11 protein-coding genes are annotated in these 14175 nt (G+C 44.9%); 4 read left to right on the top strand and 7 right to left on the bottom strand.

What is annotated here, in order from left to right; all coding sequences use genetic code 11:
- Window positions 1–53: 53 nt before the first annotated feature.
- From A6D97_RS13110 to A6D97_RS13080, 7 genes are all read right to left on the bottom strand, one after another.
- Window positions 54–1070, bottom strand: a complete 1017-nt coding sequence (locus tag A6D97_RS13110) for a TRAP transporter substrate-binding protein (protein ID WP_009845626.1) — start codon at window positions 1068–1070, stop codon at window positions 54–56.
- A gap of 200 nt (window positions 1071–1270) precedes the next feature.
- Window positions 1271–2173, bottom strand: coding sequence for an EamA family transporter (locus A6D97_RS13105; RefSeq protein ID WP_065584569.1), 903 nt, complete (start codon window positions 2171–2173; stop codon window positions 1271–1273).
- Window positions 2174–2311: 138 nt separating this feature from the next.
- Window positions 2312–3016: a phosphonate utilization transcriptional regulator PhnR gene (phnR, locus tag A6D97_RS13100; protein ID WP_061023284.1), complete on the bottom strand. Its 705-nt coding sequence runs from the start codon at window positions 3014–3016 to the stop codon at window positions 2312–2314.
- A 68-nt stretch (window positions 3017–3084) separates the two neighbouring features.
- On the bottom strand, window positions 3085–4809 hold the full coding sequence (locus tag A6D97_RS13095; RefSeq protein WP_065584568.1) for a putative 2-aminoethylphosphonate ABC transporter permease subunit: 1725 nt from the start codon (window positions 4807–4809) through the stop codon (window positions 3085–3087).
- A 6-nt stretch (window positions 4810–4815) separates the two neighbouring features.
- Window positions 4816–5925, bottom strand: coding sequence for a putative 2-aminoethylphosphonate ABC transporter ATP-binding protein (locus A6D97_RS13090; protein ID WP_065584567.1), 1110 nt, complete (start codon window positions 5923–5925; stop codon window positions 4816–4818).
- Window positions 5926–6152: 227 nt separating this feature from the next.
- Window positions 6153–7574, bottom strand: a complete 1422-nt coding sequence (locus tag A6D97_RS13085; RefSeq protein WP_065584566.1) for an FAD-dependent oxidoreductase — start codon at window positions 7572–7574, stop codon at window positions 6153–6155.
- Between the two features lie 200 nt (window positions 7575–7774).
- Window positions 7775–8785 carry a putative 2-aminoethylphosphonate ABC transporter substrate-binding protein gene (locus A6D97_RS13080; protein WP_065584565.1) on the bottom strand — a complete coding sequence of 337 codons (1011 nt, stop codon included), beginning with the start codon at window positions 8783–8785 and terminating at the stop codon, window positions 7775–7777.
- Window positions 8786–9152: 367 nt separating this feature from the next.
- Here A6D97_RS13080 and phnW point away from each other — a divergent pair, with 367 nt between their 5' ends.
- The 4 genes from phnW to A6D97_RS13060 all read left to right on the top strand — a co-directional run bounded on the left by phnW (window position 9153) and on the right by A6D97_RS13060 (window position 14121).
- Window positions 9153–10256, top strand: a complete 1104-nt coding sequence (gene phnW, locus A6D97_RS13075; RefSeq protein ID WP_065584564.1) for a 2-aminoethylphosphonate--pyruvate transaminase — start codon at window positions 9153–9155, stop codon at window positions 10254–10256.
- On the top strand, window positions 10256–11677 hold the full coding sequence (locus A6D97_RS13070; RefSeq protein ID WP_065584563.1) for an aspartate aminotransferase family protein: 1422 nt from the start codon (window positions 10256–10258) through the stop codon (window positions 11675–11677). Before phnW ends, A6D97_RS13070 begins: the two co-directional genes overlap by 1 nt.
- Before the next feature lie 114 nt (window positions 11678–11791).
- Window positions 11792–12610 (top strand): phosphonoacetaldehyde hydrolase, encoded by an 819-nt coding sequence (phnX, locus tag A6D97_RS13065; protein WP_065584562.1) that lies wholly within the window; start codon window positions 11792–11794, stop codon window positions 12608–12610.
- 440 nt (window positions 12611–13050) lie between these two features.
- Window positions 13051–14121, top strand: coding sequence for an OmpA family protein (locus A6D97_RS13060; RefSeq protein WP_065584561.1), 1071 nt, complete (start codon window positions 13051–13053; stop codon window positions 14119–14121).
- Window positions 14122–14175: the final 54 nt, after the last annotated feature.

The following is a 14175-nucleotide window of genomic DNA, read 5'->3' as shown; positions in this document are numbered from 1 at the left end:
CTGGGAGAATACGGGAGAGCAATGCCCTCCCCCGTCAGTAAACTAAGTTTAAATTACAGTAAGCCGTTTTCTTCTAGGAACACAGTCACTGAGGTGTAAACTTTTCCTGCGTTATCAGAACGCTCTGCAAATACTTTCCATTGACCTTTCGCGATTTCACGGAACTTTTTACGTTCTTCTTGAGACCAATCATGGATAGTGATTTCTGGGTTCGCTTGAGCTTCTTTCAATGCCGCTTGGTCAGCCATTTTCAGTTGAGTTGTCATGTCGTAAGAGAAGTCACGCACTGATGTTTGCAGCATTGTTTGTAGATCAGCTGGCATCTTGTCCCATTTCTTCTGAGAAATAGAGATATCGATAAGCGGTAGTGAATGGAAACCCGGTTGAACTGGGTGTGTTGCAATGTCGTTCATGCCCGCTTTTTGGTTGGTAGAGAATACCGTGTAGTCCGCTGCATCAATTACGCCTTTGCTTAGGCCAGTAAATACTTCAGAACCTGGCAGGTTTACTGGAGTCGCACCCGCGGCTGCAAATACTTGTTGTACTAGGCCTTCAGGCGCACGCAGTTTAAGACCTTTAAGATCCGCTACACCGTCGATTGGCTTTTTAGAAATGAATGATTCAACGCCGGTTGTTGAAGCACCAACGAACTGAACACCGTAAGGCTTGTACAGTTCAGTCATTAGCTCATTACCACCACCGTAGTTCATGTACTGAAGCAGCTGTGTTGTGTCTGACCATGCACCAACCATGTTACCGATAAGACCAAAAGCTGGATCTTTACCAGAGAAGTAACCTGTTGCTGTGATGTGGCCATCTAGGATGCCCATTTTGATCGCACCAAGCGTTTCTGTGTGCTTAACCACAGCGCCAACAGGAAGTAGATCGATATCAATACGTCCGTTAGACATCGTCTCTACTCGCTCAGCCCACTTTTGCTGAACCTTGAAGTTCAAATCGCCAGATGGATCTGAAGATTGGATCTTAAGTTTAAAGTCTGCAGCCATTGCTGAAGTAGCAAATAGACCAGTGAGGGAAGCGGCAATCAGCGTTTTAGTCAGAGCTTTCATTTGGGTATCCTTATGAGTTTCACAGAGTCCGGCTTGTTATTATATGTTACCGGTAACGTTGGAGTGGATGTTACCGGTAACTTTACAGCTTTGTCTATGAGAAGGATCACATCTTTAACATTAGTAAAACGTTTGCTATCAATAAGAAAAATGTGACTAAAAAGTCACATTATAGGTTGGAGGTAGGATTTAATCTCTTTTTAAGTCAGTGAGATAACTAAACCTGCAATGATAAAAACGACGCCTACACCACGAGTGGCGTGCCACTTTTCCTTTAAAAAGTAGATCCCCATCACTACGCCGAAGATGATGCTTACTTGCCTTAGAGCTACAACCAAGCTGACATTTTCAGTCATGGTCATCGCAAACAGCACCAAGCCATAAGTCGAAGCCATCATGATGCCAGCAAGTGTTGCTCTTTTACGCAATAACCAAGCATTATGAAATTCGATTTTTTGATTCGACACGAGCAGCCACAGGCTCAGTGGAATCACAATCGCCCAAAACTGAATGCCTAGATAGAAAATCGCGGTGTGCTTGTTAGTTATAACTGGTGTGCTCAAAGGATCGAGTAACAAAAGCGCTTCTTTATCAATGATGGAATAGCCCGTGGTACCAATGGCCGCGATCAACGCCCACAGTACGCCAAGGTTGAGATACGCTTTTAACCTAAGATCTGAAAACTGCTTAAGTGGTACAAACAAGCAGCCTAATGTTATTAAAGTGAACCCAATCCATTGATTCGCCGACAATTCATAGCCTATCAACACCGTGCCTAAACCCACCATCAACACGGGCAGCGCTCGTGCCATCGGGTAAATCACCCCAATATCGGCCTGCTTGTAGGCTACACCTAAGCCGATTAAATAGATGATTTGGCAAATACCACTTAAAAGAAGTAGCTTCCAGAATAAAAGCGTGATATCCACAAAGCCGACACTGTAAATGAACCAAATCAAATAGGGAGTCAATATCGCAGCAGCGGCAAAGCCAGAGGCTAAGAAGAAAGACGAGCCCGATCCTTGATTCGATTTACCTAGAACGTTCCAACCCGCGTGAAGCAAAGCCGAAATAGTCACGATGACGATGGCAGAGAATTCCATTTCATTCCTAAATTATAGATGAATTAGCACAACGGCTGACAACAGGTGATAAAAAAAGGCCTCCGAATAAGAGACCTTTGAACTTTTCAATTGGGCAATCCTGCATAATTGCAGATATGCTAACGTTCTAACGTATGACTAGCGCTCTAGCTGCGCGATTGACTCAATACTGATCGCGTCATGACGCCAATATTCAATATCGCAATCAATCAAATCACCGTCTTGATTGTAATTAACACGCTCAACCACCATAGCCGGAGAACCTGAAGTCGCACGCAGAGCTTGCGCGGTTTCGCCAAGCAAAGACGTTGTGCTCACTCGGTAACGGATCTTCTGATACACCACGCCAAAGTGCTCACGGTAGATGTCCGTCAACGATTTAGACAAGTCATAATCAAGCAAATTAGGGAACAACTCTGGTCGAATGTAGTTGGTCACATACACAACGGGCCTGTCTTCAAGATAACGAACTCTGTCTACTCGATAAACATCCGAAAAAGGTTGCAGCTCAAGAAGCCTAGTTGCTTCCTTGGTCGCTAACATGCCTTTCGCCGCCACCAACTCTGTTTTTGGCTTACGATTCTGCGACAAAGCCATATTCGTGAAGTTCAGCGTTTGTGTTGGATCGTAGCGCAGTGGCGCTGGAGAGATAAACCAACCACGTCGGTCTTCTCGATAAATTCGTCCTTCCGCTTCAAGTGAAGACAAGGCTTCACGTAACGTAACTCGTGTTGTATCAAACGATTCAGCCAGTTTTCGCTCCGCAGGCAGCTTCTGTCGTGGTGTTAACATCCCCGACTCTATCTGCTCTACGACGACGTCTTTGATTTTTACGTACTGCACTTCATTTCCTTCTATTCTTGTTCTTGTCGTCAGCCACTCCTTGGCCAACTGCAATATAAAATGGTTCGCTAGCGTTTACGCCAAGCTTGGGTGCGCTTCTCGAATAACTTGTTGATTAACATATGAATCAACTTCGCGCTCGCTGCCGATATCATGATCATCACCGCCATGGCAGCAGCTGCACCCGTTTGTCCCGCATCATCCATATTCAGTACTGAAACTGACGCAGGTATCGTATCGGTAGAATACAAGAATACTACCGCAGATGTCGTGGTAAGTGCATTAATAAACAGGTATGTCGCAATATCTAAAATCGCAGGCAGACATACGGGTACCGTCACCTTAAAGAACAGCTTGTATTGCGGTAGGTTAACCGAAGCCGCCGTCGCTTCTATTTCCTCAGGCAGCTGTTTTAATGCGGTTAACGCTGTCATGTGGCCGACTGTGTAGTAGTGAACCACCGTATTAATCACCAAGAACGCCATCGTGCCATATAAGAAGTTGAGTGGGTTACTCAAATCATTAAAGCAGAAGATATACCCCAAACCCAACACCATACCCGGAACGGCCATCGGTACCACACTGAGCATCTGCATTGCTTGACGAACAGGACCAAATGCTCTGCCCTTCTCAATGCAGTACGCGCCTAAGAAAATCAATACGGTACCGATAATCGCAGTCCAAGAGCCGAGGGTTAAAGAGTTGAAAAATGGCGTCCAACCATAAGTACTCATCTCTGCGAAGTTATAGTTATTTAGCGTTAGCGTTTTATTCCAAGGCCAGAAAGTGACCATAGATCCGTATATCGCCATGCCTAGCACGATAACAACAGCCACTGAAATTACGGTGCAATAGAGCAAACACACGCCATCACGTAGAGTGTTTGGCTCTGGTTGGTAAGCGACGGAGCGAGTATCAAACAAGCTCTTTTGTTTCTTTTGAACCCAGCGGTCAACGGTAAACGCAAGCAACGCAGGCAATAGCAATAGGATGCTAGTCACCGCGCCCATAGAGAAATTCTGTTGCCCTACTACCTGCTTAAAGATATCGGTAGACAGAACGTTGTAGCTACCACCGATCACTTTTGGCACACCAAAATCACAAACCACCAGCGTAAACACAACGATCAAGGTACTTATCAAACCGTATTTTGCCGCAGGTAACGTCACCATGAAGAAGGTTTTTAGCGATGAAGTATTGAGTGCACGTGCCGCCTCATAAAGGCGAGCGTCAGAGGTTCTCAATGAAGTAGTTAAAATCATTAAGGCGTGTGGAAACGTCCAGAATATCAGGCCCAGTGAGATACCAATCAAGCCGTACACCGAGTTACCACCTAAGACTTCTTTAGCGATACCTTGATTACCAAATAAGAAGATCAAACTGATCGCTGGAAGCAATGAAGGAGCCAGAATAGGCGCTGAACCTAGCACTTGAAAAAGCCCCTTAAAAGGCATGCATGAACGAGTCAAAGCATAGGCATAACCAAACGCTAGTACCCCCACGACAACGGTCACTAACAACCCAAGCGTGAACGTATTGCCTACCGACTGCCACAGGCTTTGAGAAGCAAAATACGTTGCGAAATTCTGTAATCCTACAAATTCTCCGTCTGCGTTCTGAACACTCTTTTTCAACATTGCCCACAGTGGCATCAGGATAAACAACGTCATGACCACAGACAAAAAGGCCAACAGCCCAAATAGAATTACGTTGTCTTTGCTTAACCGAGCCAGAAAAGGTTGTACTCGTCGTTGAATTAGCAGCTTAGATTGCATCATTTGAGTCGATTCCATGATTGATTACGCCGCCTCGTCTTTCATCACTTGCAGGCTTTTCGATGAGTAAGCTCTAAGGCCTTCTTGATCAAACGCCACGTAACGAATATCACTGCGACGCAGCTTCAATCGGTTGAACTCTTTGACGGGTACATCAACGATGATCTCTTTCGCCGTTGAGTCATGTTGCAATTGACACTCAACACGATAAAACGCCCCTAAGAATTCGCTTGATACGATTCTCACTGGCAAGGATTCACTAAAACGATTAACAAACTGGATTTGCTCTGGACGAACGGCAATATCAAAAACATCACCCAGATTTGGCGTGAGATTATCTAAGCCAGGTAACGGCAGCATTGACTCAGCAATACGCATCTTGCCTTGAGCCGCAACAGAAGCTTGAATAAAGTTCATGCTACCAACAAACTCAGCCACAAAACGACTGACAGGTTTTTGGTAGATCTCTTGAGGAGCACCGACCTGCTCGATAACACCATGATTCATCACGACAATACGGTCTGCCATCGTTAACGCTTCATCTTGGTCGTGCGTCACCATAATAGTGGTGATACCCAATTTGCGTTGCAGTTGGCAGATCTCATCACGTAGGTGTGTTCTTACCTTCGCATCCAACGCAGAAAGCGGTTCATCGAGTAACAACAAGCCTGGAGACAACGCTAATGCGCGAGCCAGAGCAACACGCTGCTGTTGTCCACCAGATAGCTGATTTGGAAATTTCTGACCAGACGTTGGTAAGCCGATGGTCTCTAACCAAGACTCAACCGTCTCAAGGGCTTCTTTGGTCGACATGCCTTGGTTTTTCAGACCAATCGCAATGTTTTCTTCTACAGTGAGATTTGGAAACAAAGCGTAAGATTGGAACACGATGCCAAAGTCGCGCTTTTCTGGTGGCAAGAAGGTCGTATCATTACCGTTCTGCTCAATGGAACCTGAAGTTGGCAAGTCTAGACCTGCAATCGCACGTAATAAGGTGGTTTTTCCACAGCCGGACGGGCCAAGAAAACAGACGAACTCGCCTTTATCTATCGATAGGGAGATGTCTTTTAACGCTGTAAATTGGCCAAATTGCTTTACAACGTTTTCAATATTCAAATAAGTTTGGTTGCTCATACTACAGCACTCTCTATATGGTATATACCAAATTTAAACTGAGAATATTGCAGTTGAGTGACAAATTTATAGTAGCTAAATGACAGTTATATTGCAGATATAATAAGCATTATAGATTGCTATTTGTTCAGCATTAAAAGTTAGTTCAACGTTGAAAGCCCTCAGTGACTTACCCATAAATCACTGAGAGCCTAAATGTAAACTTCTAATTTAAACGCTAGATTAATCTATGATTCAACCTTGTCGGCTTTGCCCGCCGCACCTGCGAGTTTGGATAACTGTTTATCTAGCCACAATGGCGTGTCACCCGAATCTTCCGCGTTCTCTTTTCTTCGTACCGCATCACGCACCATCATCGCACCTACCCAACGAAATGGCTCTGGCGGGAAGTGTCCTAACGGACCTTTGGTTAAACCACTTCGTGTCCAAGCATTGTCGATATCGAGTACCATTGCTGACAAAATTTTTCCGCCCATACGGGTTTGAGCCACACCATTACCTGAATAACCAAGCCCATAATAGATATTGCTTTGGCCTTTTAGATTACCGAAATATGGCAGACCGGTGACCGAACGATCTGAGCCTCCTGACCAATTGTAATCGAATTCACTTTGCTCCAACTTAGGAAACAGTTTTTGGAAGGATTGATTGAGAATCGGCAGGTAGTTGGTCGTTTGGTTAAACATGCTTTCGACTTGATTGGCAAACGAGAACTTATTACCGCCTTTGCCCAACATGAGTCGTCCGTCCTGGGTATCTCGGTAATAGTGGACAAAGATACGCGAATCTACCACCGCTGCCCCTTTCTCTGGACCAAACTGCTTGAGCTTTTCAGGAATAGGCTTGGTCACCACCATATCTGAAGAGACAACCACTATGCTGCGTTTGAACTCTTTAAAGTGATCGAGCATCCATGCATTGAGCGCTAAGATCACTTTATCCGCAAATACTGACCCGCCTTTGGTTTGAATTCGAGCGGGAGAGCCATAGTCGAGTGATGTCATCTCTGTGTTTTCGTGAATTTCGACACCCAGTTCAAGCGCGACTCGGCGCAAACCTCTAGCCAATAACGCTGGCTGCACACTACCCGCAGCTTCTGAGTAGTAACCCTCAATATGGCGTTCAGATCCCGCTTTATCAGCCAAAGAATTGTCGCACTTCTTCCAGCTATTGATACCCTGCTTAACCAGCTCATTAACGACAGGCTCCATTCCACCCTTTTGAGCTTCATTGGTCGCCGTGTAGTAAGTACCGCTTCGATATAGATGCGCGTCAATCTTGTGTTCGTTACAGAAGGCTTCGATCTCGTATATAACCTTTTCCGATTCCTTAACCAACCATTTCGCTTGTTCTTTTCCATAGAGCTTTTTCAACGTCGGATACTTAGTTGACCACGTCAGCATGCAACCGCCGTTCGCACCAGAAGCACCGCTCCCACATAGGCCTTTTTCAATCACGACAACATGTTTTTCGGGTTGCTGTTGTTTGATTAAAATCGCCGTCCATAAACCCGTATAGCCACCGCCAACAATGGCGATATCACAGTTGACGTCTTTTTGGAGCGGCTTAGCCGAATCTAACCCCGCATTGATGTTGCCAAACTCTTGTTCCAACGCTTGCTTGAACCAATATGAGTAGTGCTTTGTCATTTGTTGTACCTTACTTAAAACCTAAAGGCGTAAAACTAAAAAAGGAAGACCGAAGCCTTCCTTTACTGATCTCTAACTTCTAATGAGCTGCATATCTAATGGACTACGTGTCTAATAAGCCATATATCTAATAAACCATGTGTCTAATAAGCTCGGTAGATAATTAACCAAGGAGCTCATGAACTAAAAAGCTCAGCAGATTAAGATTTTGGCTCTGATTTAGCGTCAAACTTGTCAGACCATGTTTTAAGAACGTCTGCACGTTCACTGCCCATGCGAGCGAAGTCCATTTTTGCCATGTTCTTTTCTACATTAGGGAAGTTCTCTGCTTTGCCTGTCACATCTTGGTGACCAACAACTGGGTACATTTCGATGTAAAGCTCGTTTGCCGCTTTAGAAATAGACCAATCGATAACACGTTGTGCTGCATCAGAAGGCTTAACAAGGCCTACCGCTTCCGATTCCCAACCGATGCCTTCAGGCGTAATAACTGAAAGTGGAGCGCCTTGAGTTTTCAGCTTAGCGCCACGGCTCGCCATAGAAATACCGATAGCGACTTCACCCATGCCCGCTTGAACACATGGCTTAGAACCAGAGTGTGTGTAGTGAGCAATGTTTTGATCTAGCTTCTGCATGTAGTTCCAACCTTGGTCTTCACCCATGTTTTGTAACCAAGCCGAAACCTGCATGTAGCCCGTACCAGAAGATGCTGGGTTTGGCATAGCAATGTGGCCCTTGTAGATAGGCTTCGTTAGGTCATCCCAAGACTTAGGTGCCGGTAGGTTCAATTGCTTAGCCACCACTTCGTTAAAGCAAACTGCATTGAAGAATGCGTCATTGCCATACCAAGCTTGAGTAGATTGTGGATCGTTGAGGTTTGAACGCAGAGCTTCTACACCTTGAGGAGTGTAAGGCTTGAGAATGCCCTCTTCTTTAAGCAGTGCCATTGAAGAACCAGCAAGACCCCACACCACTTCTGCACGAGGGTTGTTTTTCTCGGCCAATAATTTTGCCGTCATGATCCCAGTTGAATCACGAACCCATTTGATGTTGATGTCTGGGTTTTCACTTTCAAAAGCATTTTTGTACTTCGCTAAGATGTCAGTTTCAAAAGCGGTATAAACCGTCACTTCCTGTGCCGCATAAGCGTTACCAGCTAATAGTGTGACTAATGCTGCAAGTGATCCTTTCATAAAACGGTTTTTCATCATTTTCTCCAGTCAGGCCCAACTCTAGAGTGAGAAGTTGCCAAAATTAAAAATTGCCAAAGTTAAAGTTGTTAAAGCTAGAAGCCCTATCGAGAGGCACCTATATTCAAAAATTCATTCCAGTTGTTGGCACACACCCCTCCCACTGGTATGTACCAGATTTCGATTATTAAGCTAACTGGCTTTTGTGACGATTAAATGAACGAAAAATGGCAATTTAAAGATCGAAAACTTTCTCAAGACAAGTGACCATTTTTAATATGAAGCTTTTGTGAAAATGATGTTTGGGCTATTTACGACCGTTTAAATTGGTTGTTAAAGTAACCGCAAATATTGGTATAGTCCAAATTACAAATCACGAGAATTGAACATGAGAAACGAATACTTACTGCTGACACCGGGCCCTTTATCTACTTCTGAAACCGTTCGCCAAGCGATGTTAAAAGATTGGTGTACTTGGGATGATGAATACAACAAAGACGTTGTTGAAGTGATTCGTAGCAAGCTAGTGACTTTAGCGACTAAGCAAGCGGGATATACAAGCGTATTAATGCAAGGTAGCGGCACCGCTTCGGTAGAAGCAACAATCGGTAGCGTTATCTCTAACAACGGTAAGCTTCTTGTTGTTGATAACGGTGCGTACGGCGCTCGTATTGCTCAAATCGCAGAATACTTAAACATTCCATGCCATGTCGTTTCCCCAGGTGAAACATCACAGCCTGACTTGAACGAAATGGAAACGGCATTGGCCATGGATTCAGACATTACTCACGTTGCGATTGTGCACTGTGAAACCACGACAGGCATGCTGAATCCAATTGAAGACATTGCCAAATTGGCAAAACAGCACAACAAAACCGTCATTCTCGATGCAATGTCGAGCTTTGGTGGCATCCCTATGGATATCGCTGACTTAGGTATTGATTACATGATCAGCTCTGCAAACAAGTGCGTCCAAGGTGTACCGGGCTTCGGCTTTGTTATTGCTAAGCAATCGGAACTGGCAAAGTGCAAAGGCCAAGCTCGTTCATTAAGCCTTGATCTGTTTGACCAATGGCACTGCATGGAAAGCAACCTCGGTAAATGGCGTTTTACCTCTCCGACGCATACAGTGCGTGCTTTCTATCAAGCTCTACTTGAATTGGAACAGGAAGGTGGTATCGAAGCTCGTCATAATCGCTACCAAACAAACCAAACCACACTGGTTGCAGGTATGCGCTCTCTTGGTTTTGAACCACTGCTTAATGATGACCTTCATTCACCGATTATCACCTCTTTCTATTCTCCAACTCATAGCGATTACCAATTCAAGGAATTCTATGACCGTTTGAAAGAACAAGGTTTTGTGATTTACCCGGGCAAGGTTTCAAACGCCGACTGCTTCCGAATCGGTAACATCGGTGAAGTGTATCCGTCAGACATTGAAGCTCTAATTGGCGCAGTTAAGAATGCTATGTACTGGGACATCAAATAATGACGATGGCCAATCAAGATTCTGTTCTAAAGGCGACACACTTTCGAAGCGAAGGCGATGTGAACACCACGCCAGCGCGTGAGAAATGGAACGAGTCGCTAAACGATGATGCGACTCAAGCGATGTTAAAACGTGACTCTGACGTATTTCTTCATCAAGCGATGTCAACGCCTTGTCTAGACACACTTGAAGCAGCTGAAGGCATCTACATTCAAGATGCGACGGGCAAGAAGTACATGGACTTTCACGGTAACAATGTTCATCAATTGGGTTATGGCCATCCACATATCATTAATAAAGTGACTCAACAAATGGCTTCATTGCCGTTTTCACCACGTCGCTTTACCAATGAAACAGCCGTTCAATGCGCTGAAAATCTGACACAGATCTGCGGTGGTGAGTTGAACCGCGTGTTGTTTGCACCGGGTGGTACTTCGGTTATCGGCATGGCACTCAAACTGGCTCGACATGTCACCAACAACTTCAAGGTCGTTTCACTGTGGGACTCATTCCATGGCGCGTCACTGGACGCAATTTCAGTGGGTGGTGAAGCTTGTTTCCGCGAAGGCATGGGCCCGTTAATGGCTGGCGTAGAACGCATTCCACCAGCCGTCTCTTATCGTGGCGCTTTCCCGTTTAACGAGAATAGCGCAGTCAATGCAAACGAAACTGCATGCGACGTTCACTATGCCGACTATTTAGAGTATGTGATTGAAAAAGAAGGTGGCATTGGAGCCTTCATTGCCGAAGCAGTGCGTAACACAGACGTTCAGGTTCCAAGCAAAGCTTACTGGAAGCGCATCCGTGAGATCTGCGATAAGCATAACGTCATGTTGATCATCGACGACATTCCAAACGGTATGGGTCGTAGTGGCGAATGGTTCACTCACCAGGCCTTTGATATCGAACCTGACATTCTTTGTATCGGTAAAGGTTTTGGCGGAGGCTTAGTACCAATCGCAGCCATGATCACTAAAGACAAATACAACACGGCAGCGCAAGTATCTCTTGGTCACTACACCCACGAAAAAAACCCAATCGGTTGCGCGGCAGCACTCGCCACCATGGAAGTAATTGAACAAGAAAACCTACTTGAAAAAGTACAAGCGGACAGCGCATTCGTGCGTGAACAGCTGCTTCAAATGAAAGAGAAGTACCCAGTCATTGGTGACGTTCGCGGCATCGGTCTACTCTGGGGGGTGGAATTGGTCACCGATCATATCACCAAAACCCGAGCTTTCGATGAAGCGGAAGCAGTACTTTACCAATGTTTAAACGATGGCCTGAGCTTTAAGGTGTCACAAGGTAATGTGATTCAGTTGAGCCCACCATTAATCATCAGCCGCAGCGAACTACAAGTCGCTCTGTCTGTATTCGAAAAAGCGATAGCAAAAATCTGCAAAGACTTTGAATACCTTTAAACCACCTTTAAAAGCATGCCTTGAAGCAATAATTTCAAGTAACCAATAACCTAAAACAATCATTCATCTCCCAGAACAACCTGAGTTGGGAGAGAACAGAAATAGGACACGACTATGAATACAACATCACCTATCCAAGCGGTTATCTTTGACTGGGCCGGCACTATCGTTGATTTTGGGTCATTTGCTCCAACCAGTATTTTCGTTGAAGCATTCAGACAAGGTTTCGACTTTGATATCGATTTAGCAGAAGCGCGTGAACCTATGGGGATCGGCAAATGGGACCACATCCAAGCAGTGGGTCGAATTCCTGCTGTTGACGCTCGTTGGAAAGCTCAGTTCGGACGCTCAATGACAAGTGAAGACGTTGACGCGATCTACGCGGCATTCATGCCTCTTCAAAAAGCGAAAGTAGCCGATCACGCAGCACCTATTTTGAATGCGATAGAAGTGGTCAATAACCTAAAAGAGAAGAACGTGAAGATCGGATCTTGTTCAGGTTACCCACGTGAAGTGATGGATGTTTTAATTCCTGCTGCTGCAGATTACGGTTACCACCCAGACAACATCGTAGCAACCGATGACCTACCTCAAGGCGGTCGCCCTGCTCCATTTATGGCACTTAAAAACGTAATCGACCTTGGCGTAACCAGCGTTTCAGCATGTGTGAAAGTGGATGATGCAGCACCTGGGATCGATGAAGGTCACAACGCAGGTATGTGGACAGTAGGCCTTGTACTATCAGGTAACGAAGCAGGCTTAACGTATCAAGAATATTTAGATGCAGACGAGACAACACTTACAGCTGCACGTGAAAAAGCAAGCGTTAGGCTAAACGAATCAAACCCGCACTACTTGATCGATACCATTGCAGACCTACCAGGCGTCATTGCAGATATTGAACAGCGTTTACTGGCAGGAGAGCGCCCATAAGCAAAAGCGAGATGTTCACGTGACGTAAAGTACGTGAAAAACATCTCTAATCGCTTTAATTCAAATCCCTATCCAATCATGTACTCATTCGAGTTATACATATTGGGTGGGGATTTTTGTTTTATAAGCATGATAAAGCGCAAGTTTTTTACTTATTACCCGTAGCGCCACTGGTAAATAGACGAGGCTAGGCTATAGCTTAAACATAAACATTCCAACAAATGATAAATTCAACAATAAAGGCATCTTAAATATATAATATTTAACAATTTCATTGACTCCAATACGCAATCAGATTAACAATATAAGTACTGAGAAAGAAACAGGTTCACCTGAACCAACACCTTGATTTACTTATTATAAGCAGTGTCGTAACCCAATAAGTGATCGTTTTACTGGTAAGTTCAGATAAAAATAAGAGTTAATCCAAGGAAAAAATTATGAAAAAACTGTCAAAAATCATGTGTGCTGTTGTAGCCGCTTCAGGCCTAGCAGCAGCGCCTTCTATTGCTGCAACGACTTACGTGGGTGCAAAAGTGGGCGTGGGCTGGCTAGACAGCGCATGCGTAAGCGGTGAAAAGTGTGATGATGATGCAATTGGTGCAGGCATCTACTCTGGCTACAATTTTAATGACAAGTTTGGTATTGAGCTAAGCTCAGACTTCCTTGGCGACTACAAGACAAGCTTTTCAAAGAACGGCACAACAGCTGCGTTCAGCGATCCACTGATCGCAATCTCGCTAACTCCAATGTACCGCCTAGCAGTACAACAAGAGTTTGACGTATTCTTTAAAGCAGGTCCTGCTTACATTTCACACGGTGGCGAGGATGACGTCGTTCTTTCTGCTGGTATCGGTGTAGAGAAGCAACTATCTTCTGATTGGGCATTACGTGTTGAATACCAATACTTTGATGATTTCGACGACAACTACGTTCAAGACCTGAACTCGAACCTACTATCAGTTGGTGTTAGCTACAACTTCGGTACTGGCAACACAACAGCATCAGCGGCGGCTGCAACAGCTTCTGCAGTAGCAGTGACTCAAGCGCCATCTGAGCCAATCACAGAACCAGCAGTTGTTGTTGAAGAGAAGACAACCGTGGTTGTTACTAAAGCGCAAACTGAGAGCTTCTCTCAAGGTATGTTTGAGACAAACAGTACTGAACTGTCTACAGATGGTAAAATTGCATTAATGCCATTAGTTGAAGTACTTAAAGCTCACCCTCAATCATCAGTTGATGTTGTTGGTCACACCGACTCAACAGGTGCAGCTGAGTATAATCTAATGATCTCTAAGAAACGTGCTGCTGCTGTAGCCGCATACATCGAAGAGCAAGGCATTGAAGCAGACCGTATTACAGCGTCAGGTGAAGGCGAAGAGAATCCAATTGCATCAAACGCTACAGCTGAAGGTCGTGCTCAAAACCGTCGTGTTGACGCAACGATCCCTGGTTTCGAATACCAAGAAGAAGTACAAGTTGAAGAAGTTATCGTAGAAACTGCTGAATAACAGCACTCTACCTTAGCCGAAATAATAAGGGCGGAGCACTCAAAGTGCTCCGCC

Source organism: Vibrio sp. ZF57 (genome assembly GCF_001691235.1).
Lineage (GTDB): Bacteria > Pseudomonadota > Gammaproteobacteria > Enterobacterales > Vibrionaceae > Vibrio > Vibrio crassostreae_C.
This window is presented reverse-complemented; position numbering and strand designations above follow the sequence as displayed.